This window comes from bacterium, from assembly GCA_023382385.1.
Classification (GTDB): domain Bacteria; phylum Electryoneota; class RPQS01; order RPQS01; family RPQS01; genus JABWCQ01.
In genome coordinates, this window is the sequence record JAHDVH010000002.1 from 670,596 (window position 1) to 696,742 (window position 26,147).

The window sequence follows — 26,147 nt, forward strand, 5'->3', positions numbered from 1 at the left end:
CAGGCCTGTCGTCATCCTGAACGCGGTGAAGGATCTCTTTCTATGACACGCAGCTGAGCGATTTTATCTACCTGAAAGGAGACAACGTTGTGATGTCAACCCTTCCCTGATCGCCGTATGCAATCAATTTGCCGGGCTCGGCGCCTTCAAAGTCGACGGTGAAGTTCAGCCGCTCTTTCCCTGACGACGGATTCTGTATAAAGGCATCGAAGTTGTCGAAAGTACCTTTCGTACTCTGCCAAACCGCACGCACTCCGCCGATACTATCCAGCCCAATCAAAACGAGCTTGAAACTCTTGGCATTGGCTATCATGGAGTTGTACTTCTCTTTATCCAGCGAGATCCAGTAGAAGTTTTTTCCGGAGCAAGGATTCGCAGCATGAATCCAGACGATATCGCCGTCGCGTACAAAATAGGCGATACCGCCGAGCCACCGCAGTGACCACCCCTCAGCGAAAAACTGCGATAGGTGAGTTTCTATGAGCTGCGACTTGAGGTTCTTCCCAATCTTGGTGCTTCCGGTGCCCTGACGCGCTTCTCCCATCACGTGCCGTATTGCTGACGGAGATGGGTCTCTGTTCAGACTAATCCGAGGCTCTTGAGCCGTTTGTGCCTTTCCTGCGGGGCGAGTTCGGTCAACTGCACCAGAAGACGGGGAATAGCCTAAAGACTCGCTGCCTGCAATTTCCTGTAGTATTTTGCGGATCATCGCCCCCGGCGTAAGCCCAGTCAACTTCGAGGCAACCAGCAGCAGAACATAGGAATCATCATCTAACTCTAGTGTTTTCAATTCGAATCTCCTCAAGATGTTAGCTGTTTCTATTAACCAAACCTAACGCAGATAATTTACTACGATTTTCTGTGAAACACAAACTACGACAGTTAGCATTCATATATGTCCAAAGATAGATTTATTAGAATTTTACGCAAACAGAGTTCTGTGTCAGAAGTTTATTCCTGTAGTTTCTGAGGTTCATGCCTCTCGGTACTTGACTTTTACTACAAAGCTCATTCGGGTCGTTCTTCTGCTGGAGAATGCCCCCACCAGTCATCAACGCACCCTCTGTGCTCGATTTAGCAAGAAACAAGAGCAACTTAAGACTCTGCTCATAAGTTCACAAACAGAGCATAAACAACTCATTGTGCTCGACTTAGCAAGGAAGAATGCCCATTTCACATATATATGATGTCGTCGTGATCGGCGGCGGACACGCGGGAATCGAAGCCGCACTGGCAACCGCGCGCATGGGCTTTCGCACCTGTCTGGTCACGCAGAATCTTCAGACTATCGGCCAAATGTCCTGCAATCCGGCCATCGGCGGGCTTGCTAAAGGCCAATTAGTCAAGGAGATAGACGCACTCGGCGGCGAAATGGGCAGGCTGGCAGATTTGGCTACCGTGCAGTTCCGCATGCTGAACCGCTCCAAAGGCCCAGCCGTCTGGTCACCGCGCGCCCAGTGCGATCGCGGTCTGTATGCTCGTGAAGCACGCAAGACTTTGGAGGGCCAGCGGAATCTTGATCTCAAACAGAATACAATCATAGATTTCGAGACAGCCGGAGGTCGGCTGACGGCCTGTATCGCACAGAGCGGCCAGCGCATAGAGTGCCGTGCCGCCGTGCTTTGCGCCGGAACATTCCTGAACGGCCTGTTGCACATGGGCGATTGGCAGCTCCCGGGCGGCAGAATCGGTGAGGCTCCCGCCTTGGTCCTTACCGAAATGCTTATGAAACATGGGTTTGAAGTCGGTCGTTTGAAAACTGGCACTCCACCGCGCCTTGACGGTCGTACTATTGATTACACCCGTTGCGAGTATCAGCCCGGCGATGGCCGCATTGTTCCATTCTCGGTGCGTTCTGGAAAGTCCGTCACCGACCAACTCGCGTGCCATCTAACCTACACAAATACAAAGACTCACGAAATTCTGCGCAACGGGCTGCACAAGTCCCCGCTGTTTGCTGGCCGGATTCAGGGGCGCGGTCCGCGCTATTGCCCGTCTATTGAAGACAAGATCGTCCGCTTCGCCGATAAGGACAGGCATCAGATTTTCCTTGAACCTGAAGGCTGGGACACGTTTGAAGTCTACATGAACGGCTTCAGCTCAAGCCTTCCAGAAGAGATTCAATTTGAAGCACTTAGAACTGTTCCCGGGCTTGAACAGACCGAAATGATGCGTCCGGGTTATGCCGTTGAGTACGACTTCTTCCCTGCTCATCAGCTTCATTACTCTTTGGAAACCAAGGTGATAGACGGCCTGTTCTTCGCTGGGCAGATCAACGGCACCACCGGCTACGAGGAGGCAGCCGCGCAGGGCTTGATTGCCGGAATAAACGCTGGTCAGAAACTGAACGGCGGACAGTCTCTGACGCTGGGAAGAGATCAAGCCTATATCGGCGTGCTGATTGACGACCTCATCACGAAAACGCCCGACGAACCCTATCGGATGTTCACTTCCCGCGCCGAGCACCGTCTGATTCTGCGTCAGGACAATGCAGACCTGCGTTTAACAGATATTGGCCGCAAACTTGGATTGGTATCGGATCGGCAATACGATTGCTATTTAGAAAAGAAACAAAAGCTTACTGAGCTGACCGCCCTCCTGCACGAAACCCGTCTCGAAGAGCTGGCTGATTCCGGCTTGCTCTCCGATCCGAAACTGAAAGGCAGCCGCTTCGCAGCCATCTTGAAGCGTCCTGAAGCGGAACTCGGTTCACTACTTAGGGATAGTTCACAGCTTGCCGGAAAGGTTGCGGATGATCTCGACGAAGACCTGATTGCGGCTGTTGAAATGGATGTAAAATATGAAGGTTACATCCAGCGCGAGCGCTTCCGGGCGGAGCAGGTGCGGCACTGGGAAGAGGTGCGGCTCCCTGAGAATATGGACCTTTGGGCGGTGCACTCGATGTCTCACGAGGCCCGCGAGAAGATCAAGCACTTCAAACCCAAGACCTTGGGCCAAGCCGGGCGGATTTCCGGTGTGCGCCCTTCAGACACTTCGGCACTGCTGATCCACCTCAAGAGAACGGGCCACTTGTAAGCTCTTGTTTTGGAGTGTTTCACGTGAAACATCCACATTCTCTGGTGGATAACTTTGTGAAAATGCTCAGGATAGAGTCCATCTTTGCCAGATAAATCTTATAATATCAAAGGTCAGCATTTCAGGAATCTGCTGGACAGCGACCGCCGGTTTTGTGAACAAACTGTGAATGGCGGTTTTATGTGAACCCCGATCAGCTACTGCATCTCGAGCACTACCTCACCCGCGTGGCCGAAGCAGGCATCCTGCTGGTTTCTCAGGCCGATCGGTCGCGACTGCGGGAACGACACTTAGCTCCGTCTTTGGCGGGGCTTGAGCTGCTCCCGGCTACCGGCAGGGTTTTGGACATTGGCAGCGGCGGAGGGTTTCCGGCCATTCCGTTGGCTATTCTAACTCCTCACTTAACATGGACTTTGGTCGAGTCGAATCAGCGGAAAGCCGCATTTCTGACTCGTGTTTCACGTGAAACAGAGCTCACACAACGGCTTACGGTGGTTTGTCAACGTGTGGAGAAACTTATCCACTCTGAAGTTGGAAGATTCGACTGCATCACAGCCCGCGCCGTGACTGAGCTGCCCCAGTTGGTTAAATGGTGTCGGCCTTTGCTGGCGCCGGAGGGCGAGCTGCTGTTCTGGAAAGGTCGGGAATGGCGGCACGAAGCCTGGCCGGAAGAACTTGGGCTTAAATTACTCTCTGAACTCAACTTAGCCGACGGCGGCCGACTCATAAAGCTGATGATCGACAAGTGAAAGAAGACGTTTTCAAGGAACTCGCCGGATTGACGACGGAAGCGCGGAATCCGGACACGATGACTCTCGACTCGATGACGACGCGCGAGATTCTCGAAGCAATGAACCGCGAAGATCGGAAAGTGCCCGAGGTGCTGGCCTCGGCGCTGCCGCTGATCGAGCAGGTGGTCGATCGGGTGGTGCAGGCCTTTCAGAAAGGCGGCCGCCTCATCTATATAGGTGCCGGAACTTCTGGACGATTAGGGGTGCTGGATGCGGCGGAGTGTCCGCCGACTTTCGGAACGGATCCCTGGCAGGTGCAGGGGTTTATTGCCGGAGGGCCGGACGCGCTGGTGCGGGCTGTGGAAGGGGCGGAAGATAACCCCGACGGCGTGCTACACGACTTTGAGATGTGTTGTATAAATGAGGAGGACGTGGTGGTGGGTATCACGGCTTCCCGCCGAACTCCTTATGTTTTAGGAGGTTTACGTCACGCGAAAGCGCACGGCTGTTTTACGGCACTGCTCATTTGCAATAGCTGGAACGAAGAGACCCCCCCTAACCCCCCCGTGAACGGAGGGGGACCGGCGGACATCATTATTGAATTGCCGGTCGGGCCGGAAGTGTTGACGGGCTCGACACGACTGAAGGCGGGGACGGCAACGAAGCTCGCGCTGAACATGATCACGACAGCGTCATGGGTGCGGATGGGGAAGTGCTACGAAAATCTGATGGTGGATTTGCGGATGGGGAGCCAGAAGCTGCAGGCTCGCGCGCGGCGGATCATGATGGAGATCACCGGCTGCGATTACGAATGGGCCGACGAGCTCTTGCGCTCGGCGGGCGGCGAGCTGAAGACCGCGCTGATGATGCACTTTCGCGGCGTGACCTCGGAACATGCGCGCGAGTGGCTCGAGGAGCATGGGGGGAAGGTGGGGAAAATGGAAGGTACGAAATAGAAAATCGGAAAAGCAGAGAAGGAATACCGCGTCGGCAACGGAGTTTTGTTTTGACTGGAAAGCATGCGATTGAAAAGCGTTTTCAAGCGGAGATAAAGTTAAACGACACAGAGTGCTTGCACAAACAGAAGGCAAGCGAAAGATAAGAATACAAAGATATCATACGCGGACACAGCGAGCTGTGTCCCAACAGAGCATCACACACATCATGCCACACAACCTAAAACTCCCTGTATCGAAGTCGAAGCTTGGCTATACGACTTCGCACGTGATCAAGCAGCCGCTCAAGAAAGTCTGGGAAGCGGTGACCGAAGGACAACATGTCAAGAAATATTTCTGCGATAAGCAGATCGGCGAATGGGGTCCCGACCTCGCGCCGGTGCGCTGGTGGTGGAAAGAATACGGCGACGAAACGATGGATATGTATCCGATCGAATATAAGAAGTATGAGAAAATCGTATTTGTCGGGCCGGCGATGGGGCCGAAGTATATGACGACGATGACATTTGAATTCATCAAGAAGGGTCCGCGCGAAACCATCTTCCGCGTCCACGACTACGGCTACAAGCAGAAAGACCTGAAGGTCGCGTTCATGATGTGCGAAGGCTGGACGGAATTTCACACCTACCTGAAGGCCTATCTGAAATTCAACGTGGACACGATGCGCGAGAAGAAACACAGATAACAAAGCGGATAAGAAGACCGAGCAGAGAGCGAACGCATCGGTTTGCTATATCCAATATTGACTTTTCAATTCTGAGAGAGGATTAAACATGATCCCGATTCCGGAAAATGCGGCGCACTGGCACATTGTCTTAGTGCACATGCCGATGATATTTTTCAAGGTGAGCGCAATCGTCATGGTGCTGGCGACGCTGTGGAAGGACGGACGTTGGCAGCGGGTCGCCTTAGGATTTCTGATTGCGGCGGTGCTGCTCACGGGCGCGGCGTTTCAAAGCGGCGAGTCGGCGGAAGATATTGTTGAGCAAACGATACCCGATGCCGAGCCGCATATTCATCCGCACGAGGAAATTGCGGAAACGGCGCGGAATATTATCATCCCGTTTGGTATTCTAATGCTGATTCTCCTGTGGTTCACACGGAAGCACACGCTGTTGCCGGTGTGGGCCTCGTGGGGTTCGGTGGTAGTGATGACAGGAATCATTATATTATTGTTGAATGTCGCCTCGGCGGGCGGGAAGATCAATCATCCCGAAGTGCGCGGAGGAGCGGCCATTCAGATGCAGTATGATGATGATGACAGTGGCAGGGGTCGCGGCCGCTCGTCGGACGACTGACAAACAGAGTAATAACAGGGAGTAGGGTCATGGCGAAGCAGAAGGCGCCGGATTTCACGTTGGCGCGCGGGAAGATCGGGTTTACGGTGTCGCATGGGATGCGCGCTCCGCTGAAGAAGGTGTGGGAGGCGGCGACGCAGGCGAAACATCTGGAGAAGTTTTTCGTACACAAGGTACGCGGGGACTTCAACGAGAAGTTTGAGCCGGTGTTTTGGACGTGGCCGAGTCACGGCGAGTTTCCGCTTTATCCGGTGGCCTACGCACCCGGGAAGTATTTGGAGTTTCACTGGCAGCTCTACGGCTCGAAGAATAAATTTTCGCATGTGCGGTTTGAGTTTGTGGAGAAGAAGGGTGTTGTGACGGTGACGATCAGCGAGTCGGGTTGGACGCAGAGCGGATTGGCGCGCGCGTTCGACAACTGTCAGGGGTGGACGGAGTTTCTGCTGGGCTTGCAGGCTTATGTGATGTGGAAGAAAGACTTGCGGACACGCTGAGCGGGAATCGAGACGATGGCGGAATTGATTGGAGAGATACTTGATTACGAAACGATAGCGGCGTTGGAAGAAGACGGAGCGTTTGACTTGCCGATGGAAGACAGGTTGTTTGTGGTAGACCTGGGGAATGTGCTCTTACAGCTTGATTTTGAGCGGTTTGTCGCGCGTGCGGCGGAACGCGGCACACGGTCGCGCGAGGAGATTCGCGAGCGCTACATTCGCGGAGAGAGCAAGGCGAACTTCGAACGGGGGCAACGCACGTCGGAAGCATTCATTGAAGAGCTGCGCGAGTATTTGGGTTGGCCGAAACTTGCGGCGAACTATGAGCGGCTGCGGGAAATCTGGTGCGACATCTTCGATGAGTTTCCCGGAGCACAAGAAGGGCTGGAGCAGCTCAAACGATTGGGTCCGGTTTGGGTGCTGTCGGATACAGATCCGCTGCATATTCAATGGGTGTCACGTTATTATTCGTGGGCACTCGAAGTGGATCAGGTGCTGACGTCGTACGAGCGCGGCAAGTTGAAACGCGACGCAGGCTCTTTTGAAAGTCTTGTAAGACTTTCGGAGTTGAAGCCGAAACAGATCACGTTTATAGACGATCTTCCTGACAATGTGGAGGCCGCGCGGCGCGCGGGGCTGTCGGCGATACTGTTTACGACATGGGAAAATGTGTGGCTGGAGTTGGAGTAGCGGTCGACCCACAGGGTTGTCCACGATAACTTGAGCAATGTGGATATACGTTGTGGATTTGTGGAGAAGTGTCAAATCGGCAAAAACGATTGAAGCGGGAGCCTTTGCGAGCGAATTTGGATTCATCAGAGATAGAACTGCAGGAATTTTGAGCAGAGAGCAGAGAAAAGGAGACCCATCATGAAACTGAAGCAAATTGCGCTGTTGATAAGCTGTGTGTGGTTGTGGACAACCGCCGTTCAAGCTCAACAGATTTCGTATACGGGATTGAGCGGAGATTTAGCAAAGATCACTGTCAACGAGATCGGCGATAGTGTGGGACTTGAGAAGGAAATGCGGGCGGCCTTCGACAGTCTTGCGGGCAAGGCAGGGATAATGATAGATTTGCGCCGCATGGAAACGGAGCAGAAAGCCTACAATCAGGGGTTGGCCGCCGCGATTGCGAAAGCCTACGAGGGTTACGGCAAGCCGATGGTTGTGTTGATCGCGGTTCGTCTGCGTTGGGAAACAGACCTCGGAGTATGGATGAAGGATAAGGAGTGGGTGCGCTTCGAGTCGTCGAACGATCATGAAAAGGCGGAGTCGAAGCTTAAGATACTTGTCGGTCGGCACATGAAAGAGGGACAGGAACGGATGGACTGGCTGATGCAGCAGGAGAAGAAGCGATGAACTTTTTCACGGACCTGATTGATTGGATCACGCGAGTGGGCGCGGGTCAGGTCTGGGTTCTTGCGCTGGGAATTTTTCTTGCTCGTATCGCGGACCAGAGCTTCGGGACGCTGCGCACCATTTCGATTTTTCGCGGCTTCAAGGTGCTGGCGGCGCTGTTCGGATTTGTCGAGGTTTTGATTTGGATCAACGTGGTCGCGCAGGTGATTCGCAATTTGGACGAGTGGTATCTCGGAGTTGTGTATGCGGCGGGATTCGCGGCGGGAAGTTATGTCGGGATGTGGATCGAGTCGCGGCTGGCGATAGGTCATCAGGTGGTGCGCGTGATTTCGCGGAGAGAAAGCAATCTTGCCGACAAACTTTGGGAGAAGAATTACGCGGTCGTCGAACTTGCGGGCACGACGAAGGCGGGTGAAATGGACGTGCTGTTTGTCGCGGAGAAGCGGCGCAACGTGCCGAGATTATTGCGGATGATTCATGACATAGATAAGCAGGCGTTCTTCACGGTGGAAGATGTGAAGCAGGTGGGGCTGACGCAGCGCGACCCGAGCGTCGTGTGGGGCGAGAAGGTCATCGAAGACGTGAGCAGCTGGGTGCGGAGTCCGATCAAACGGAACAAGAAGGACAAGCGTTAGGGCGATTCCGCGTCGGCATGCTACCCTGCGACTTCTGATGCTGCATCACGTAGAGATAAACGTCTCAAATCTGGCCAGATCGCGTGCGTTCTGGCAATGGCTACTCTGCGAGGAATTGGGCTACGAAGTCTATCAGGAGTGGCCCCGGGGTGTGAGCTTCCGGCAGGGGCAGACGTATCTCGTGTTTGTGCAAACAGAAGAAAAACATTTAGATAAGACATATCATCGGTGCCGGACGGGGCTGAATCACATGGCCTTTCACGGCCGCTCAAAATCACATATTGATGACCTGTCCGCCAAGCTTCAGGCGCGCGGCATCATTATATTATATACGGACAGACACCCCCACGCCGGCGGCCCGGACAGCTATGCCGTGTTTTTCGAGGACCCGGACCGGATCAAGGTGGAGGTGGTAGCGAGGAATGTAGACGCTGCAGATGGATAAGCTTAAGCAACGGATTTTTTCATACTCGGGATTTGCAGAGACGTTAGCCGCGCTGGAGGAAGCGCGGTCGGGCGTGTTGGTGAAAAATGTGCCGGGCGCGCTGCCGGTGCTGATGGCAAGCTACTTATTTGAGAAATCGAAGCGGCCGCTGTTGCTGGTCGCGGAAACGCTCGAAGATGCGGAAGAGTTCGCGGACGACTTGACGATTCTGCTCGGTGAAAATGTCACAAGTCTGTTTCCGGGTCTGCCGGACTATCACCGCGAGCTGAATCCGATAGAATTATCCGAACGCGCGGAAGTGATGATGACGCTGTCGCGCGCGAAGCAGCCGCTGGTGGTTGCGCCGGCCTCGGCGTTGCTCGATCCGCTGCCCGATTTGCAGGACGTGTCGCGCAACACGTATACGCTGTCGAAGGGCGAAGTGCTGCCGCGCGAGTCACTGATTCAATTCCTGCACGAGTCGGGTTACTCGCGCGAAGTGATGGTGGAAGGAGTCGGGCAATACGCGGTGCGCGGCGCGGTGCTCGACATCTATCCGTATGGCGGATCAACGGCGGTGCGCGTCGAGTATTTCGGCGACGACATTGACGATCTACGCAGCTTCGATCCGCAGACGCAGCGCTCGACGGGAAGATTGAACGACGTGACGGTGATGGCGGCGGAAACTCCGGGCGTCGGGAACAGTCACCTGCTGCAATATCTTCCTGAGAACACGATCATCGTGTGGAGCGAGGGGCGTCCCGCCTACTTTGCGGTGAAGGAACGCTACGCGGAGCGCACGGCACGACCGGGATTGCGGTTGCGCGACTTGCGCTCTTCCGCGACGAGCGACGAGGACGACGACGAAGATCGCCTGAGTGCCGAGCTGCACGACATCGTTTACGAGGAAGACGAAGAGATTCCCGTTTCCATTCCGGAGCAGGTGCGCGCGCTGCGCGAGCCGGGGAAGTGGATGGAGCCGGAGTTGATCTACAGCGCGTCGCAGAAACATGCGCAGGTCTTTCTGCACAGCGCGCCGCATCCGCCTTCCTACACACTGGACTTCAACGGTTCGCCGCAGGAACGTTTCGCGTCGAATCTGCCGCTGCTCGCCGATCGCGTCAAGGAATATCACGAGCGCGGATTGGAAACGCAGCTGCTGTGTGACAACCAGCTCGCGGCCGACCGCCTGGGTCAGGTGTTGATCGAGCGCGGCGTTCCGGAGCACGCATTCAGCGCGCGCGAAGGCGGATTGCGTCACGGCTTCATGCTTGAAGCGGCACAGCTCGTGGTGCTGGTGGATCACGACATTTTCGGGCGCAAGCGTCGCAGACGGCAGTTCATGAAATTCAAGAACGCCGTTCCGCTGCACGACATAGACGCGCTGAAGATCGGGGACTTCGTGGTGCACGTCGAGCACGGTATCGGGAGGTATTGCGGGCTGACGAAGATCGCGGTCGGCGGAGTGCAGCGCGAAGTATTGCAGATCGAATATCGCGACGGCATCAAGCTCTTTGTCAAACTTGAGAATCTTGCGCAGGTTCAGAAATATTCCGCGAAGGAAGGTTTTCAGCCTCCGCTGTCGAAGATCGGCGGCAAAGAGTGGCGCGAGATCAAGCGCAAGACGAAAGAATCGCTGGTTTCAATCGCGGAGGATCTCATCAAGCTTTACGCGAAACGGCGCGCGGAGCGGGGGATCATGTTTTCGAGCGACACGCCGTGGCAGCGCGAGATGGAAGCGAGTTTTCCGTATGAGGATACGCCGGATCAGTTGATGGCAAGTGAAGCGGTGAAGCGCGATATGGAGAGTCCGACGCCGATGGACAGACTGGTATGCGGCGACGTGGGCTACGGAAAGACTGAAGTTGCAATGCGCGCAGCGTTCAAGGCGGTGACGGACGGCAAGCAGGTTGCGGTGCTCGTGCCGACAACGATTCTCGCGCAGCAGCACTACAGAGTGTTCCGCGAGCGTTTCAAGAACTGGCCGGTGGACGTGCGCGTGATTTCGCGCTTTCAATCCACACGTGAACAGAAGGAAACGATCAAGAAACTTGCGGCGGGCGAGACGGACGTCATCATCGGCACGCACCGGCTGCTTTCGAAGGACGTACAGTTCGATGATCTCGGATTGCTGATTATCGACGAGGAGCATCGTTTCGGCGTCGTGCAGAAGGAAAAGATCCGCTCGATGCGGTCGAATGTTGACGTGCTGGCGATGAGCGCGACGCCGATCCCGCGCACGCTGCACATGGCGTTGATGGGCGCGCGCGATCTATCACAAATCACGACACCGCCGCCGGGCCGTCAGCCGATCGAAACCGACGTCGTGCCGTTTTCCGAGAAGGTGATCAAGGAAGCGATTCACCACGAATTGACGCGCGGCGGTCAGGTTTTCTTCGTGCACAACCGCATTCAGAGCATCTCGCAGGTATCGGAGATGATTCACCGGTTGCTGCCGAGCGTGCGAATCGGTGTCGCGCACGGGCAGATGAACGAGCACGAACTCGAGCAAGTGATGTTCGATTTTTCGGAAGGCAACCTGGACATTCTTGTTTCCACGCTGATCATCGAGTCCGGGCTGGACATGCCGAACGTGAACACGATGATCATCAACCGCGCGGACAGACTTGGCGTGGCGCAGCTGCATCAATTGCGGGGGAGAATCGGGAGAAGCTCGCGCAAGGCGTATGCGTATCTGGTGGTTCCGCCGCACTTCGAAATGTCGCGCATCGCGCGCGAGAGGTTGTCCGCACTGACGAATTTCTCTTCACTCGGCGCGGGGTTTCAGGTTGCGATGCGGGATCTCGAAATTCGCGGGGCGGGGAATTTGTTGGGACGCGAGCAGTCGGGGTATATCAACTCCATCGGCTTTGAGATGTATCAACAGTTGATCGAGGAAGCGATCCGCGAAGTGCAGATCGAGGAGAGTTCTGCGCCGCTCGAAGAGAAGCGTGACGTGAAACTGAAGATCGACACGGACGCGTTCCTTCCGGAGAGCTATCTGCCGGAAGGCGGATTGCGGTTGAACATCTATCGCGAGCTTGCACGGGCGAAGGAGTTTGCGAAGGTGGACGACATGGCGCGCGAAGTGGAGGATCGCTTTGGCAAGCTGCCGGAGGCCGCGCGGAATTTGTTTGATATGGTGCGCGTTCGCATTCTTGCCGAGAAGGCGGGAGTGGACGAAGTCAGTTTGTATGCGCAGCAGCTGGAGCTTGTGTTTGCGGCGGATCGCGCGGGGCGCGACAAGATGCTGACGCTGGTTTCGCGGAGCGAGGGATTTCCGATCGAGTTTGACGCGACGCGTGGAGTGACCGTGAAATTATCGATGAAGAGTATGGCGACGTGGGAAGAGCGGCTGACTTATGCGGAAGAGTATCTTGCCGCAGTGGCTGGCGAAGAGTTAATGACCGCATAATGCCGGAGGGACTTGTTGTGCTACAACGCGGAATATGGTTGCTATTATTGATGCCATTATCGGCGATTGCGATGGTGCAGGAGACGGGAACGCTGACGGGATTTCTGATGGGATCTTGCTCGACGTGCGCGTACGACAACTGGCAGTCGCACGTGTCGGAGAAGATCGCGCGGCCCGGGTATAACGATTACGGACCGGATCATCTCGATCCGCAAACGAACGGATTCGGCGGCTTTCAGTATATTCGCACGGGTGCCGCAGGCGACTCGACGCTGGCCCGTTGGCGTGCAGTGTTTCAACACTCGCTTGCGGGCAATTGGGCGATCGTGGATTCGTTGCTGCAGCGGCAGGATTCTCTGTGGAACTATGAGTTGGTGGAATTTTTCGATTCGGACAGTCTACGTGACTATTATATTATTCGCGAGCGACTCGACTCTTCATTTGTGGACCTGAACGGGGACACGCTTCCTGAAAACGATGTGATTGGTGGGTTTCGGACGGGCTGGGGCGTGTTTGTGTTCAACCCTGAGCCGCGACATCCGACGGCGGTGCTGCAGATGCCGCATCCGGAGGATGATTTCATGTCGATACCTGTGGGGATTCAGTTATATCAACAGGCGGAACTTGGGATTCTGATGATCGCGGGCGCGGGCCGCGAAGTGATGTGGGATACGACGAGGACGACTTATAACAACGCGTTGTCCTATTCGGATCCGTCGCGCAACGGGCGGCATCCGTTTGCAGAGTTATCGAGAGTGGTGACGGACGCGTGGAACGCTCCGCCGGTGAATCCTCTGGTGATTATTCAATTACATTCCTACGATCATGCGACGCACCTTCCGCTACCGGACGTGCAGGTGAGCGCATATCACGACGACTCGCGGCCCAATCCTCCGCTGCGCGATCTTGCCTATCATCGCGACTTGATTCACGCGCTGCCGTTGTATCCGATGACGGGAGCGGACGGCGACTCGACGCTGCTTGCGCTCATCGATGCCTACATCGGTTTGTACAGCAATCCGGAGTATTCGTATTACGGAGTGGATACAACGATACTGATACGTTCGATCAATGATTTGTTGGGCGCACCGGACAACGTGCAGGCGGTGTATTGTCATATCGGGCAGGATGTCACGCGGCACACGGAGAATTTTCTGCATATCGAGCTTGACGAATATCCGGACGCGCTGTGGCTTCCGCCGGACTGGGTGCGTTGGCTGCCGGGCACGCCGCCATCGGACTGGAGCACGTTTGTGCACGGGTTGGAGTATTATCAGCCGTTTGTCAAGGCGATCGATTCCGCGCTGACGTGGCACGCGATCCCGGATACGCTCGCGCCGGAGTATTGCGAAGTGACGGATGTTTACTCATACGGCGACGGCAGGGTGCGCGTCTACTGGAGTCCTCCGGCGCTGGATACGCACTTTGACACGTATCAGGTATTTTTCGACACGAATACTGTCACGCTCGCATCTCCGAATCGCACGCGCGCCAATCAGGGGTTTTCGTCGCTCGGTGATATGTTCACGTCGTCGGTAACACTTGGGAGTTTTGCGGCGCCGGTCTGGCGATACCAATTCGCGATCCGCGCGATTGACGTGCTCGGGCAGGCGTCGGCGCTGTCGCCCGCGATGGGGATAACGGACGGCGCGCTGACGGATGTCTGCATCGTAGCTGACGGCGATTCGCTCCGGTTATTCTGGACGGGCATTCCCATTGATTCACTCTACGAAATTCACGAGCACCTTCAGGAGAACGTGGACTATTTTCTGATCGGCACAACAGCAGACACGACGTTTTCGTTTCGACCGATCGGATTCGACGGATTGGTGTATCGTTACATGGTCAAGAGGATCGTGCGGTAAGGTTGAGGAGGAGAACATGAGCAAGCAGTGGCAGAAGCGCGTGGAGCGATTCAAGCAGATTCGCAGCGGCGGCAACGATCTATTTCCTGAAGCAGTTAAGAGTCCGGCGACACTGCCGCTTCCGGAAAAGCGACCCATGTCGAAGCGGTTCAGCTTAAAGAAGCTGATAAAACGCTTGCCCCGCGAAGGAGATATGTTTCCGCAGTCAATTCAGAAGAAAGAACTGCTGGATGCGGTGGATCGTGTGTTGCTTCGTCAAAAAGGCTGGATCACTCGCTTAGAGTATTTGCGAGAATGTGCGCACGAGATCGGAGCCCATTATCCGGACATTGCGGCGATGATACTGGAGCGTGCGGGCTATTCTATTTGGCGCCTGCCGCTAAGAAACGCCACAAGAATCTGGCAGCGCAACTACACAGACGCCGCAGAATATTGGCAGAAAGCAGGAAACCCTGAGGAGCGGGAGGATACGCTGCTGCGCGCGACGGTATTGACACTGAAAGAGAATCGCGAACAAGCCTCATGGGGGAAACGGAGTGCAACTAAGCTCGGTCCACTGTGGTTTCTTGCGAAGACGTACTACGACGAAGAGAATTTGGAGAAGGAATACGGCGTGCTATCGCGCATAGTCGATATTTGTCTCGAATATGAGGATTATGTAGAGGCAGCAGGAGCGCTCGCGAGTCTCGCGTCTTGGCACTTTAGAAAAGGCAATTGGAATAAGGCGTACAAGACTGGCAACCAAGTTGTGGATATCTACGAGCAGGCAAGTGATAAGTCATTGCTCGATCCCATGTATGAGGCCGACGCTAACTTCCTGATGGCATTGAGCATTCTGTACGACGACACCAGTTGCTGCGTTCACGGCTTTTACGTGGCCATTGATCACTTGAAACGCGCGCAGGAGATTAAGCAGAACTCTGGCGACTATGAAGATCATGAGATGGATGATATACATAGATATCTTGCGATTGCGTGGGGGATGATGTCAGAAGTTCTGCTGACGCTGTACTACAAGTATGGAAGCGGGTTTGATCTCAAGGAGGCAAAAACCGCAGCGCTGAGTTGCCTGAAAAATCTGGAAGCAATGCAAGAAATGCTGGTTTCATCCTTTGGCAGAATATACGCGATGCTCAGCACGATTTATACGTTGCTGGGAGAGCTCGAGCGAGCCGAGGATTATCGGAACAAAGCCATGACGCTGGGATATGATTTGTCGGAAGAGTAGCAAACCACGCACATGGACATCTTAACCGCCGCCACCCCCGAGCAACTGCGCCGCGTTTTTCCGGTGATGCGCGAGCTGCGGCCGCACCTGAGCGAGGAGAACTTTGTCGAACAGGTTCAGCGTCAGGCACAGGCTCACGGCTACATCCTTATATATGTGGAGGACGCGCAGGGGGAGCCGTGCGCGGCGGCGGGGTACCGTCCGACGGAGATGTTACATTGGGGAAAAGTTTTGTATATTGACGATTTGGTGACCGCCGAGCAAGCGCGTGAGCGCGGCGCGGCTGGCCATTTGTTCAATTATATTGTCGAGCTTGCCCGCACGCAAAACTGCGACGCAGTTCATCTGGACAGCGGCACACACTCGGGGCGCTGGGCTGCACACCGCTTTTACCACAAACGCGGCATGAGCATCACCAGCTATCACTTCGTACTGAATCTTAAAACAAAATAGACCGACAAGGAGCAACCGTGCAACGATTGATGACCGCACTAAGTTTGCTGGCCATACTGTTGGCAGCGGGCTGCGGTTCCAAAGAGCCTTACGTCGCAAAAGTGGGCAACTCGATTATCAGCGAGGACAGCTACCGCAAAGCGATGACCACACAGTTCCGCAGCGACGAGAACATTCAGCAGCGCACGCTGGATGAACGCAAGAAAGTCGCACGCGACATGGCACTGGAGGAGGCGAAGTATCTCGAAGGACTCGCGCGGAAATACGATCAGAACACCGAGATCGCGCAGAACGTTGAGAACACGGCGCGCCGCAAGGCGCTGGATCTGCTCTATCAGGAGAAAGTCATTAACGAGGTGATCAGCGAGGCATCGCTGCGGGAGTATTACAACAACTCCGCGAAGGAAGTGAGCGCGCGTCACATTCTGGTGAAGAAATCGGCGGCGGACACGAGCGAGGCAGATCGACAGCGGTTGAAGGGCCGGATAGATTCCATTAAGACGGCGATCAACGGCGGCCTCAGTTTCAAAGAAGCCGCTGCGCTGTTAAGCGAAGATGCGACGACCGCGCGCGACTCCGGAGATCTTGGCTGGTTTCCGTGGGGCAGGATGGTGGACGAATTCCAGAAGGCGGCATGGGCCGCGAAGCCGAACGAATTGGCTGGTCCGGTGGAGTCACCGTTCGGCTGGCATTTGATTTGGGTGGACTCGACTCGCGAAGTGCAGGGACGTCCGCCGTTTGAGAAGATGAAGGACGATCTGATGCTGCGCATGCGCGAAGCAGAAGGACAAAAGCTAAGCGATCGCGCGCGCGACTATGTGAACAAGCTGCACGACGAATACAAGCTCGTGATAGACGAATCGACGACCAAGGACTTTGTGACCAAGCTGCAGGATCCGCAGATGAGTCTGAACAAGGAACTCGGGCCGATGTTCACGCAGGAGGAAAAGGATCGCGTCGCGGCGACGCACAAGCTCGGCAAGGTGACAGTCAACGACATGATTGAGAAGGTTGGCGGGAATGCCTATCGGGTGGACTGGAAGAATCCGCAGTCGGTCAAAGATCTCATCCACGCGATAGTGGAGCCGGCATTCCTTGAAGACGTGGCGGAGAAGGAAGGCTTTACGAAGCGCGCGAAGAACGATCCTGACGTGAAGGCACAGCAGCGGTCGGCAATCATCCGGCTGGTGGACAAGGTTGAGATCGCGGACAAACTCGATCAGAGCGAGGACGCGGATCGCGCCTATTACGAGCGCAACTTACAGGATTTCGTGCAGCCGGAGACGCGCACGATACGGGAAATCTTCATCAAGGAAGACAGCACAAAAGCGGCACGCGTGCTCGCGCGCGCCAAGCAGGGCGAAGATTTTCAGAAGCTCGCCTGGCAATTCAACGAGAAGGAATCCACGAAGCGCGACAGTGGCCGCATCGGACCATTTGAAGAGAAGCGGTTCGGGTTGATCGGCAGCGCGGCATTCAGACTTTCGAAACCGGGCGAGATATCAGACCTCGTGAAAATCGGCAAGAATTTCTCGATCGTGCAGTTAATAGATGTGTTTCCGTCGCGCACGAAGACGTGGGAGGAAGCGAAATCTGACGCCCGCCGTGAAAACCGCGTCGCACGGACCAAAACATTGACGGAAGAGCTTGAAAAGATGCTGCTGGCACGTTACCCGATAACTGTGGACGAGGAGAAACTCGCCGCAATGTGGCCGCTGCCTGCGGAACGAAAGGAGCGCGCAGCGCGTGATCAATAGGGTTCTGCTGATGGCGGCATTCGTGCTGCTATCAGTCGGCTGCACGCCGTCGGAGCAGAGCGATGTGATAGCGGAAGTAGGCAGCCGCAGATTAACTCGCGCGGAGTTTGAGTTCTGGGCGGAGAAGCCTTACGAGAAGGCGAGCGAAGCGGAGCGCATCGCAGTGGTTTCCGAGTGGGTGGATTTGTCGATGTTGGAGCAAGCGGCGGAAGCCGCAGGATTACTTGACGATCCCGTTGTACAGCAGAGGTCGCGCAAGATGCTGGCGAATTACTATCGGGCGACGCTGTTGGCACGCGAGCCGCAGCCTGAAATAAATGATTCGCTGATTACGGCTTACTATAAAGAGCACGAGGGCGAATTCAAGCGCCCAAGCGACAGCTATTTGATTGAAGGATTCTGGTGTGAATCAGAGGATTCGCTCAAGGTCTTTCGCCGCGCGTTGGAGAAGGCGGACACGTCGCAATTGCGTTCGGGGTTTGTCATCTGGGAAGGGAAATGGCTGGCGGAGACGTCGGAGCTTGAAGACAATCTGCTCGCGGCCTTGCGCTGGCTGCCGCCGGGCAGCCTGACTCCGGTGCTGCCGATGGGCGACGGCTACCGACTCGTGCGGCTTCACGAAGTATATCCGAAAGGCACGCAACTCAGTCTCGACGCCGTCCGTCTGGAGATTCGGGAACAGTTGCTGGTGGAGCAGAGTCAAAGAAGACAGGAGCGCTGGCTGACCGAATTGCGCAGCCGCTATCAGCCGCGCCTCGCGAAAGTAACCCAATCACAATGATTCGATTTGTTTTAGCTATTCTGCTTGCCGTCTCGCTGGTCTCGCGCGCCGAAGAGGTGATAGACCGCATTCTTGCCGTTGTGGACAACGAGATAATTCTCGAGTCCGAGGTGTTGCAGTATCTTCAATACTCACTTGGCGCATCAGGGAAGCTTGAGAGTCTGTCCGAAGCTCAAATGGATTCACTGGGCAAACTCGTGCTCGAAGACTTGATCGCGCAGAAGCTGTTGTTAACGCGTGCGCGAGCCGATTCGGTCACGGTGTCGCAAAAAGAGGTGGATCGCGAGTTAGACATTCGCATGAGCAATTTGATTGATCAGGTGGGCGGACAGGAAAAGCTCGAATCGTATTACGGTATGCCGCTGCCGAAGATCAAGCGGCAGTTCCGCTCACTCGTCGAAGAGACGCTGTTAATCGAGCGCATCCGGCGTCAGCGGTTGTCGAATATTCGCGTGACGCGCAGCGAAGTGCTGGCGTTTTGGGACTCAGTCAAGGATTCGATTCCTCCGTTGCGTGATGCGATACGGCTTTCGCACATTTTGTTGCAGGACCGCGTCTCGCAGTCTTCGATTGACGCCACAATTGCGCGCGCGGATTCCGCACGGCAGGAAATCGTCTCCGGCAGGATGACGTTTGAAGAGTTCGCATCGCGCTACTCGGAGGATCCCGGCACGGCGGCACGCGGCGGCAAACTCGGGACGACACACCGCGGCGACCTTGTGCCGGAATATGAAGCGGTCGCTTATGCGCTGGAGCCCGGCGAGATCAGCGAGCCGGTGGTAACTCAGTTCGGCGTGCATCTGATACGGTTGAACGAGCGCACAGGCGAGAAGATCAACACGGATCACATACTTTTCAAAGTGGTACCTGCGGCAGCGGATCAGCAGCAGACGATGGCGGACGGCAAAGCATTGACAGAGCGGTTGCGCGGGGGGGCGGATTTTGTGGAGCTTGCGCTGAATTTGTCCGCCGACACGAAGACGGCGGCGAACGGCGGGGATCTCGGATGGTTCAGTCCGGCCGAATTGCCCGACGAATTCCGCAAGCCGCTCGAAGGAAAGCTGAAAGGCGAAGTCACGGAACCGTTCCGCACGGATTTCGGAGTGCACGTGCTGAAAGTGACGGATCGTGTGTACTCACGCAAGATATCGCTCGAGGAGGACTACAATCGTATCGAGCAGCTTGCGCTGGCCAGAAAGCAGGAAGAAGAATTCAGGAAGTGGATAGAGAAGATTGCCGCGGAGACTTACGTTCAGCGCAAGTAACGGCAGAAGCGACCGACAATTCAAAGCCCCTCATCGGAGGGGCTTTTTCGTAATCAAGGAGAACGAAACAGCTTCAGGATTTCTTGTCGCTCTTGCGATATTGAATAACATGCGCCTTTTCTTCCGTCACGAGTGCACCGCACTGCGCGGATTCAATGAGTTCGCCAACGCGCTTGACGAAGGCATCAACTTTTTCGACGGAGTCGACAAATTCAATCACGATGGGCATATCCTCGGAAAGCCGGAGAATTTTTGCCGTGTGGATATACAGGCTGTTAGCACCGAAGCCCGCAATGCCTCGCAGGACGGTTCCGCCGGCCATACCTTCATTGCGCGCTGCCTTCAGGATGGCTTCATAGAGCGGCAGATTTCCAAGCTTGTCCGTCTCGCCGATGAAGATGCGCAGGAGTTTGCCTTCGCCTTCCAGCACCATAATGTCACCTCAGGAATTAGAAAGAAACTGTCCGAACTCAAGGCCGAGCCACGCGCCGACCAAACACAAGAGGGTGGTTAAGATCACGTTTGACGCGGCGTAAAGATATTGTGCGTCGCGCAGCAGGGCGATGGTTTCATAACTGAACGTCGAATAGGTGGTGAATCCGCCGAGAATTCCGATGCAGAGAAATACGCGCAGGGTAGGGTCGGCGACGAACCTGCTGGCCAGCAGTTCCATCACAAGGCCGAGCAGAAACGAGCCGAGCAGATTGACCGTCAAGGTGCCGATGGGGAATCCCGTCGGAATCAGACGATACATCAGACCGGTGAGCCAGTATCGCGCGCTTGCTCCGATTCCACCACCGATGAACGTCAGCAGGAGAGTTTTCATGCGGGAATGATTGGATTGAATTCAGCTTGGCGGGCGGCGGCGGAACATAAACGCGCGGAGCAGTCCGAGTGCGAAGCCCATACGAACTACAGAAAATAGCAGGATTCGTCCGGCTTGTCAAGGACTCCGGAGGAAGAAAGTGATTTATTCATCCGCAGACTGAACGGACCTACGTGGTCAAGTCGTGCGCGGGAATCGTGAGCACGGCACACGGCGAGCGCCGCACGACGGCTTCAGCGACAGAACCGAAGAAGAATCTGCGCAATCCGGTACGTCCGTGTGTTGCGATGACAATCAAATCGCTTTTCAGCTCCTCGGCCATGACAATGATCTCGTGCGCGGGATCACCCATTTCAAGATGCTGCGATACGTTCACGCCCGGCTTGATGTTTGCAGTAATGATTTCGTTCAGGAAGTTTTGATAGCTCGTCAAGAGTTCAGTTTCATACTTCTTGACGTCGAAGGCGACGGTGCCGGAGCCGGGGGGCAGTTCGACAAGCGGAACGGGCGGCACGACATGCAGCACATGCAGTTCGGCTTCATAGCGTCGCGCGAGTTCTTCGGCGGCGACCAAGGCCCGCGTGGATGGCTCTGAGAAGTCAACCGGGCAGAGGATTTTTCGGAAGGGAAGCATGACGACCCTCCTGTTGGATGCGTTGAAAAGAATCGGCTAAAATCGTATACTATGGGAGGAGAATATTCAATTCTCCCCTCTATTTACATTCATCAAAACAGATTAAGTTCCCATAAATGTAATTTGACTGAAACGGTCAGGTTCGGGGAATCGAGGAAGGTTAGCGTTAGTAGAAATGTCAAGCCATATAATTGAGCGGACACCGGCACCTCAGGAGCTATTGGATGAAGCAATTGACGCGCTTCGTTGTGTGTCGTCGGGTCAACGGGTGTTTGTGGGTTCGGGATTGGCTGTCCCGCAGTTGTTAGTGGACGCGCTCGCGATGCGGGCGAACGAGCTGGAAGGTGTGGAAGTCACACATTTAATGACATTTGGGCCGGCACCTTATGCCGAACCCGGGATGGAGAAAAGTTTTAGGACGAATGCTTTGTTTACGGGGGCGAATGTTCGGCCGGCGGTGAATGCGGGCAGGGCAGACTATACACCGATATTCTTATCCGAAATTCCGGCCTTGATCCGCAGCGGTGCATTCAACGTGGATACTTGCCTGGTTCAGGTGACGCCTCCCGACCATCACGGCTACTGCAGTTTGGGAATTGACTGCGCGTGCACACTTGAAGCAGCGCGTCACGCCAAGAATGTGATTGCGCTCGTGAATGCCGAGATGCCGCGCGTGTATGGCGAGAACTTTTTACACAAGTCGGTGTTTCGGGCGATGGTGCAATACGATCATGAATTGCCGGAGCTGCCGCGCAAGACTCCGTCGGCACAGGAGAAGTTGATCGGATTATTCTGCGCGGAACTGGTTCCGCACGGCGCGTGTCTGCAGTTGGGAATCGGCGCGATACCGGACGCGGTGCTGGCAAGTTTGCACAACAAACGCGACTTGGGAATGCACACGGAGATGTTTTCGGACGGCGCGGTCGAGCTTGTGAATGCGGGTGTGATCACGTGTCGCGCGAAGAATCTGCATAAGGACAAGATGATCGCGAGCTTCGTGCTCGGATCAAAACTGCTCTATGATTTTGTGAAGAGCAATCCATTGGTGGAGTTTCGTCCGGTGGATCACACGAACGATCCATTTGTGATTGCGCGCAACGACAAGATGATTTCGATCAACAGCGCGCTGCAGGTGGACTTGACCGGTCAAGTGTGCGCGGATTCGATCGGGCATTCGATCTTTTCGGGATTCGGCGGACAGGTGGACTTCGTGCGCGGGGCATCGCGCTCGAACGGCGGGAAACCGATTATTGCGCTTGAGTCCACAGCCAAGGGCGGCACCGTGTCGCGCATCACACCGACGCTGTCGCCCGGAGCGGGCGTGGTGACGTCGCGCGCGGACGTGCACTATGTCGCGACGGAATACGGCGTGGCCTATCTGCACGGGAAGACGATACGTGAGCGGGCGCTGGCATTGATCCGCATCGCGCATCCGCAGTTCCGCGACGAGTTGAAGTATGCGGCACAGCAGCGACAGTTGATTTAGAGAACTTGTTTACTCCGTCGCTTATGGAAGCGGGCCGGAAATTCCGGCCCGCTTTGCTTTTTGGAAAAGAGGCCAAGCGGCTATTTGACGAGCACGAGTTTGCTGCTGGAAGTGAACGAAGGTGAAGTCACGCGCAGGAAATAGACACCGGTGCTTGCGCTCGCCGCGTTCCATTGCAGAGTGTGCGAACCGGCGGAGAATCTGGAGCGCGCGAGCGTGTTGACAAGGCGACCCTGCACGTCGAAGAGCTGCGCGGTTACCTCCGAGCTTTCCGGAACGTTCAAGCGGATGTTTGCGAGCGCATTAAACGGATTTGGAAAGATTGAAACGGAGAAGTCCTGCGGCACGGGTGCAGAGGGCGAAACGGAAATGGCTTCTTCGACTCCAACGCCGCGGCGCACGACGAGTTTGTGCTGCACATTGGCGGGAATCACGCCGGACAAGCCTTCATAGATTTCCGGCAGCATGACGTCACCGTTGGCGAAGAAGAGCCGGAGGTCGTAGGACGCGTTGCCGTTTAGAGTGAAGTAGTGATCCAATCCGTCGCGGCGTGCACCACCGTAATTGGATTCGGCGGCGGCGACAAGCGTCTCGGTGCCATGTTCGTAGACTTCGACGCGGGTCATCCAGCAGTCGCGTTCACCATCCGGGCCGACGACGCTGACAAGCAGTCTATCCTGTGAGCCGACATTGTTGCGGTAGAGCCGCGAGGGTTCGCCGTACATTCTCAGGAAGAGGTCGAGGTCGCCGTCCTGATCGTAGTCGTAGAAGTGCGGCTTGGTGTCCGCGTAAAAGTCGAGATTGAGCTCGGGTGCGATGTCGGTGAAGTAGATATTCAATCCGACGATGCTGTCGCAGCGGAAGAACTGATTGGGTTTTGCTCCCCACCATCCGCCGTCGGGCTGTCCGGCATAGATGTCGAGGTCGCCATCCATGTCGAAATCGGCAACGGCATAGTTTGCGGCGTAGGCATGCACGTCAAAGACGACGCCGGTGCCGTGCACGGTCATCTCGGTGAACGTGAGATTGCCGTTGTTATGCCAGATGGTGTGTTTCTGATTTCCGCCGGTGAGCAGGTCGAGATATTTGTCGTTATCAAAATCCGCCCACAGACAGCCGCCGCGACCCATCGCCTGACTGAGACCGGAGGAAAGCGTTCGATCTTCAAATTCTCCGGCGAAGTTGACGAAGAAGTAGTCCGTGCCATCGGTGCGGGTCATGAACAGGTCCACGTCGCCGTCGAGATCCACGTCCGATTCACAGAAGCGATGGAAACTTGAGATCGGCGGCAATCCGGTTTGTGCGGTGATGTCGGCGAACAACGAGTGTCCTGTGTTGCGATAGACTTTCCATCCGGCACTGCCGTAGCCAAGAATGATATCCATCCAGCCGTCGTGGTCGAGATCGGCGCAAGCTATGTCGCGATTGCCGGTACTGGACGAGAGTCCCCACTGCTGAGCGCGGTCGACAAGGAATCCGTCCTCGTTGATCATCAGCGCGACGCGATAGTGGTAACAGCCGATTAGCAGATCCATGTCGCCGTCATGATCGAAATCCATCGGGATGACTTTATATCCGTCTGTTGAACCGTCGGGCAGACCGATGGGCAGTTCGACGTAAACGCCGTTTTGAAACTCGAAGTAGTGTCCGGCGCCGTTGTAGCGACTGGTGAAGAGAATGTCGTTGCGGGAGTCGCTGTTGAAGTCGAGTGCGAAGACGTCGCCCCAGGGTGAGGAGACATCAATGCCGAGATCAGGTGCGACGTTGGTGAAGGGCTGTGCAGGAGAGCCGGTGGTCAGAGCGAGACAGAGCAGCGCGGAAGCAAAACCGAGGCGGCACATGGGGTGCTCCTTTCGGGACTTGCGGGACGGAAACCACCAATAACGTAATCATCAAGGTAGGTGCGCAGGTCTGGATCCACAAGCGGCGGGGAGAACAAAATCAGATTTGAGTGACGAGGGCACAAAGTACGCTCAACCACTTGCAAAGAAAGAACTTCGCTTGTTGCGTATGTGACCATGGATTTGCTATATTACATGATTCTATCTTGGGGGAGTCTGCCTTCCGGCGCGAACGCGAACAAATGCGTAAGAGCATATATATTATATTGTTGCTGATTCACATCGGGCTGGGGGTGTGGGCGGCGATGGGGCTTGCGGAATGGGTAGGATTGGCTGTGCCGTGGCCACGGGTGAGCAATCCGCTGTTTCCGCGGTGGCTGCTGTTGGTGCATTGGTTAGTCGTTGCGAGCGCGGCGGTGGTGTTTATCTGGGGATATGTGCGGAGATCGAACGGACTCTGGCGGGCGATGTTGTGGCCGTACGGGCTGATGGCCGGGGTGTGCGCGATCGAGACTTTTGGTTATCTGACGCACGGGGGGCGGTTCGGGGCGATAGCGGCGGAGTATCTGGCGTACGCGGGGATTGTGTGGTGGCTTAGGAAGCACCCAGCACGAGGCTAATATACAACAGAATTTACGCAAAGTCAAGAGATTTTTGCAAAAAGATAGATTTTATATAACCATTTGTTCAAGTTCTGGTTACAGTGTTTTGGCATTGGAGTTAGGAAGAGCTGGAGAGGCGAGGAGGCAAGAATAAGGTGCGCCCCTCGGCAACCAACTATAAATTCCAAGAGTTTAAGAGTGGATGTGGGGAACGGAGATCAGCGAGATTAGACATTGAAAATAAAGACTTTGTATAGCAACTTGCAGCGCAGAGCGGCGAGGGCGGTGATGTGCGCGCTGTTTTTGGGTGCGGCGAGTGCCTCGTTGGGTGCGGATTTGGGTCTGAAAGTGGGCCTGATGAAGTATAACGGAGGGGGCGACTGGTACTCCGGCGGGCGAGCATTGGCCAACCTTTTGCGATACGCGGAGGCCACGACGGGAACCGATTTCGACCCCGAACCCAAGGCGGTCGCTCCGAGTTCTCTGGAACTGTTCAGCTATCCGATCACTTTCATTAATGGACACGGCAATGTGTCGTTTTCGGAGAATGAAGTGAACAACCTGCGCGCCTATTTCAATGCGGGCGGCTTTCTGTTTGCCAACGACGACTACGGGATGGATGCGAGCTTCCGTCGCGAAATGAAGAAAGTGCTGCCCGACGCGGAGTGGTACGAGCTGCCGTTCAAACATCCTATTTATTCCGCGATTCATCGCTTTCCCAACGGACTGCCGAAAATTCACGAGCACGACAAAGCGCCGGCGCAGGGATACGGACTGTTCGTGAACGGCGTGATGGTGTGCTTCTACAACTATCAAAGCGATTTGTGCGACGGCTGGGAAGCCGAAGAGATTCACAACGATCCGCCGGAAAAGCGCAAGGCGGCACTGGAGATGGGAACGAACGTGCTGGTGTATGCGCTGACGCGCGGAGTTGAATAGGCGGAGCGGCGTTGTGGTTTGCGCGTGGGGCGAGAGAATCCTTTGCGTAGATCTTTTCAGGATGACGGCAAGAATCCGAATGGTTAGCACGAAAGAATTGAAATAGCGAGACAAAACAACAA

Annotated in this window: 25 protein-coding genes; 20 read left to right on the forward strand and 5 right to left on the reverse strand. The window is 55.4% G+C overall.

The features are described 5' to 3' along the window. Positions 1-67: 67 nt before the first annotated feature. Entirely contained in the window at positions 68-790 is a 723-nt protein-coding gene (locus tag KJZ99_07140; GenBank protein ID MCL4305673.1) for a hypothetical protein, read from the reverse strand. A 374-nt stretch (positions 791-1,164) separates the two neighbouring features. Here KJZ99_07140 and mnmG point away from each other — a divergent pair, with 374 nt between their 5' ends. From mnmG to KJZ99_07225, 17 genes are all read left to right on the forward strand, one after another. Then, positions 1,165-3,036 (forward strand): tRNA uridine-5-carboxymethylaminomethyl(34) synthesis enzyme MnmG, encoded by a 1,872-nt coding sequence (gene mnmG / locus KJZ99_07145; protein MCL4305674.1) that lies wholly within the window; start codon positions 1,165-1,167, stop codon positions 3,034-3,036. Between the two features lie 182 nt (positions 3,037-3,218). Then, complete coding sequence (gene rsmG / locus KJZ99_07150; protein ID MCL4305675.1) at positions 3,219-3,785, forward strand: 16S rRNA (guanine(527)-N(7))-methyltransferase RsmG; 567 nt, start codon at positions 3,219-3,221, stop codon at positions 3,783-3,785. Further along, positions 3,782-4,723, forward strand: coding sequence for an N-acetylmuramic acid 6-phosphate etherase (gene murQ, locus KJZ99_07155; GenBank protein MCL4305676.1), 942 nt, complete (start codon positions 3,782-3,784; stop codon positions 4,721-4,723). The genes rsmG and murQ overlap by 4 nt, the downstream gene beginning before the upstream one ends. 208 nt (positions 4,724-4,931) lie before the next feature. Next, positions 4,932-5,408, forward strand: coding sequence for an SRPBCC domain-containing protein (locus KJZ99_07160; GenBank protein MCL4305677.1), 477 nt, complete (start codon positions 4,932-4,934; stop codon positions 5,406-5,408). 88 nt (positions 5,409-5,496) lie between these two features. Further along, complete coding sequence (locus KJZ99_07165) at positions 5,497-6,021, forward strand: hypothetical protein (GenBank protein ID MCL4305678.1); 525 nt, start codon at positions 5,497-5,499, stop codon at positions 6,019-6,021. A 29-nt stretch (positions 6,022-6,050) separates the two neighbouring features. Further along, on the forward strand, positions 6,051-6,515 hold the full coding sequence (locus KJZ99_07170) for an SRPBCC domain-containing protein (GenBank protein ID MCL4305679.1): 465 nt from the start codon (positions 6,051-6,053) through the stop codon (positions 6,513-6,515). Positions 6,516-6,530: 15 nt separating this feature from the next. Continuing rightward, entirely contained in the window at positions 6,531-7,205 is a 675-nt protein-coding gene (locus KJZ99_07175) for a hypothetical protein (protein ID MCL4305680.1), read from the forward strand. A gap of 180 nt (positions 7,206-7,385) precedes the next feature. Then, entirely contained in the window at positions 7,386-7,874 is a 489-nt protein-coding gene (locus tag KJZ99_07180; protein ID MCL4305681.1) for a hypothetical protein, read from the forward strand. Next, positions 7,871-8,509, forward strand: a complete 639-nt coding sequence (locus KJZ99_07185) for a DUF2179 domain-containing protein (GenBank protein ID MCL4305682.1) — start codon at positions 7,871-7,873, stop codon at positions 8,507-8,509. The genes KJZ99_07180 and KJZ99_07185 overlap by 4 nt, the downstream gene beginning before the upstream one ends. A 37-nt stretch (positions 8,510-8,546) precedes the next feature. After that, positions 8,547-8,954, forward strand: a complete 408-nt coding sequence (locus tag KJZ99_07190; GenBank protein ID MCL4305683.1) for a VOC family protein — start codon at positions 8,547-8,549, stop codon at positions 8,952-8,954. Beyond that, complete coding sequence (gene mfd, locus KJZ99_07195) at positions 8,947-12,348, forward strand: transcription-repair coupling factor (GenBank protein ID MCL4305684.1); 3,402 nt, start codon at positions 8,947-8,949, stop codon at positions 12,346-12,348. Before KJZ99_07190 ends, mfd begins: the two co-directional genes overlap by 8 nt. A gap of 47 nt (positions 12,349-12,395) precedes the next feature. Continuing rightward, positions 12,396-14,213: a hypothetical protein gene (locus KJZ99_07200; GenBank protein MCL4305685.1), complete on the forward strand. Its 1,818-nt coding sequence runs from the start codon at positions 12,396-12,398 to the stop codon at positions 14,211-14,213. A gap of 16 nt (positions 14,214-14,229) precedes the next feature. Continuing rightward, positions 14,230-15,441: a hypothetical protein gene (locus tag KJZ99_07205; GenBank protein MCL4305686.1), complete on the forward strand. Its 1,212-nt coding sequence runs from the start codon at positions 14,230-14,232 to the stop codon at positions 15,439-15,441. Between the two features lie 12 nt (positions 15,442-15,453). Next, a complete protein-coding gene (locus KJZ99_07210; protein ID MCL4305687.1) occupies positions 15,454-15,894 on the forward strand; it encodes a GNAT family N-acetyltransferase in 441 nt (146 codons plus the stop codon). Positions 15,895-15,911: 17 nt separating this feature from the next. Further along, on the forward strand, positions 15,912-17,651 hold the full coding sequence (locus tag KJZ99_07215; protein ID MCL4305688.1) for a peptidylprolyl isomerase: 1,740 nt from the start codon (positions 15,912-15,914) through the stop codon (positions 17,649-17,651). Beyond that, on the forward strand, positions 17,641-18,432 hold the full coding sequence (locus tag KJZ99_07220) for a peptidyl-prolyl cis-trans isomerase (GenBank protein MCL4305689.1): 792 nt from the start codon (positions 17,641-17,643) through the stop codon (positions 18,430-18,432). The genes KJZ99_07215 and KJZ99_07220 overlap by 11 nt, the downstream gene beginning before the upstream one ends. Further along, positions 18,429-19,697: a peptidylprolyl isomerase gene (locus tag KJZ99_07225; protein ID MCL4305690.1), complete on the forward strand. Its 1,269-nt coding sequence runs from the start codon at positions 18,429-18,431 to the stop codon at positions 19,695-19,697. Before KJZ99_07220 ends, KJZ99_07225 begins: the two co-directional genes overlap by 4 nt. Positions 19,698-19,770: 73 nt before the next feature. Here the strand turns inward: KJZ99_07225 and KJZ99_07230 are convergent, their stop codons facing one another. From KJZ99_07230 to KJZ99_07240, 3 genes are all read right to left on the reverse strand, one after another. Next, on the reverse strand, positions 19,771-20,130 hold the full coding sequence (locus KJZ99_07230; protein MCL4305691.1) for a DUF190 domain-containing protein: 360 nt from the start codon (positions 20,128-20,130) through the stop codon (positions 19,771-19,773). Positions 20,131-20,139: 9 nt separating this feature from the next. After that, complete coding sequence (gene crcB / locus KJZ99_07235) at positions 20,140-20,523, reverse strand: fluoride efflux transporter CrcB (GenBank protein MCL4305692.1); 384 nt, start codon at positions 20,521-20,523, stop codon at positions 20,140-20,142. Positions 20,524-20,692: 169 nt separating this feature from the next. Further along, positions 20,693-21,157, reverse strand: a complete 465-nt coding sequence (locus tag KJZ99_07240; protein ID MCL4305693.1) for a universal stress protein — start codon at positions 21,155-21,157, stop codon at positions 20,693-20,695. Between the two features lie 175 nt (positions 21,158-21,332). Here KJZ99_07240 and KJZ99_07245 point away from each other — a divergent pair, with 175 nt between their 5' ends. Then, the gene (locus KJZ99_07245; GenBank protein MCL4305694.1) at positions 21,333-22,643 is read left to right on the forward strand and encodes a 4-hydroxybutyrate CoA-transferase; all 1,311 of its coding nucleotides are present in this window, start codon (positions 21,333-21,335) and stop codon (positions 22,641-22,643) included. A gap of 80 nt (positions 22,644-22,723) precedes the next feature. Here the strand turns inward: KJZ99_07245 and KJZ99_07250 are convergent, their stop codons facing one another. Then, the gene (locus tag KJZ99_07250; protein ID MCL4305695.1) at positions 22,724-24,484 is read right to left on the reverse strand and encodes a T9SS type A sorting domain-containing protein; all 1,761 of its coding nucleotides are present in this window, start codon (positions 24,482-24,484) and stop codon (positions 22,724-22,726) included. Between the two features lie 242 nt (positions 24,485-24,726). Between KJZ99_07250 and KJZ99_07255 the strand changes: the two genes are divergently transcribed. Both KJZ99_07255 and KJZ99_07260 read left to right on the forward strand, forming a co-directional pair. Then, on the forward strand, positions 24,727-25,104 hold the full coding sequence (locus KJZ99_07255) for a hypothetical protein (protein ID MCL4305696.1): 378 nt from the start codon (positions 24,727-24,729) through the stop codon (positions 25,102-25,104). 270 nt (positions 25,105-25,374) lie between these two features. Continuing rightward, complete coding sequence (locus KJZ99_07260) at positions 25,375-26,025, forward strand: DUF4159 domain-containing protein (protein MCL4305697.1); 651 nt, start codon at positions 25,375-25,377, stop codon at positions 26,023-26,025. Positions 26,026-26,147: the final 122 nt, after the last annotated feature.

What these genes read in the sequence shown, in the direction of transcription:
- mnmG (MCL4305674.1), top strand. Translation starts at nt 1,165, where the DNA reads ATGCCCATTTCACATATATATGATGTCGTCGTGATCGGCGGCGGACAC.
- KJZ99_07160 (MCL4305677.1), top strand. Translation starts at nt 4,932, where the DNA reads ATGCCACACAACCTAAAACTCCCTGTATCGAAGTCGAAGCTTGGCTAT.
- KJZ99_07165 (MCL4305678.1), top strand. Translation starts at nt 5,497, where the DNA reads ATGATCCCGATTCCGGAAAATGCGGCGCACTGGCACATTGTCTTAGTG.
- KJZ99_07170 (MCL4305679.1), top strand. Translation starts at nt 6,051, where the DNA reads ATGGCGAAGCAGAAGGCGCCGGATTTCACGTTGGCGCGCGGGAAGATC.
- KJZ99_07175 (MCL4305680.1), top strand. Translation starts at nt 6,531, where the DNA reads ATGGCGGAATTGATTGGAGAGATACTTGATTACGAAACGATAGCGGCG.
- KJZ99_07180 (MCL4305681.1), top strand. Translation starts at nt 7,386, where the DNA reads ATGAAACTGAAGCAAATTGCGCTGTTGATAAGCTGTGTGTGGTTGTGG.
- KJZ99_07185 (MCL4305682.1), top strand. Translation starts at nt 7,871, where the DNA reads ATGAACTTTTTCACGGACCTGATTGATTGGATCACGCGAGTGGGCGCG.
- KJZ99_07190 (MCL4305683.1), top strand. Translation starts at nt 8,547, where the DNA reads ATGCTGCATCACGTAGAGATAAACGTCTCAAATCTGGCCAGATCGCGT.
- mfd (MCL4305684.1), top strand. Translation starts at nt 8,947, where the DNA reads ATGGATAAGCTTAAGCAACGGATTTTTTCATACTCGGGATTTGCAGAG.
- KJZ99_07205 (MCL4305686.1), top strand. Translation starts at nt 14,230, where the DNA reads ATGAGCAAGCAGTGGCAGAAGCGCGTGGAGCGATTCAAGCAGATTCGC.
- KJZ99_07210 (MCL4305687.1), top strand. Translation starts at nt 15,454, where the DNA reads ATGGACATCTTAACCGCCGCCACCCCCGAGCAACTGCGCCGCGTTTTT.
- KJZ99_07225 (MCL4305690.1), top strand. Translation starts at nt 18,429, where the DNA reads ATGATTCGATTTGTTTTAGCTATTCTGCTTGCCGTCTCGCTGGTCTCG.
- KJZ99_07230 (MCL4305691.1), bottom strand. Translation starts at nt 20,130, where the DNA reads ATGGTGCTGGAAGGCGAAGGCAAACTCCTGCGCATCTTCATCGGCGAG.
- crcB (MCL4305692.1), bottom strand. Translation starts at nt 20,523, where the DNA reads ATGAAAACTCTCCTGCTGACGTTCATCGGTGGTGGAATCGGAGCAAGC.
- KJZ99_07240 (MCL4305693.1), bottom strand. Translation starts at nt 21,157, where the DNA reads ATGCTTCCCTTCCGAAAAATCCTCTGCCCGGTTGACTTCTCAGAGCCA.
- KJZ99_07245 (MCL4305694.1), top strand. Translation starts at nt 21,333, where the DNA reads ATGTCAAGCCATATAATTGAGCGGACACCGGCACCTCAGGAGCTATTG.
- KJZ99_07250 (MCL4305695.1), bottom strand. Translation starts at nt 24,484, where the DNA reads ATGTGCCGCCTCGGTTTTGCTTCCGCGCTGCTCTGTCTCGCTCTGACC.
- KJZ99_07255 (MCL4305696.1), top strand. Translation starts at nt 24,727, where the DNA reads ATGCGTAAGAGCATATATATTATATTGTTGCTGATTCACATCGGGCTG.
- KJZ99_07260 (MCL4305697.1), top strand. Translation starts at nt 25,375, where the DNA reads ATGTGCGCGCTGTTTTTGGGTGCGGCGAGTGCCTCGTTGGGTGCGGAT.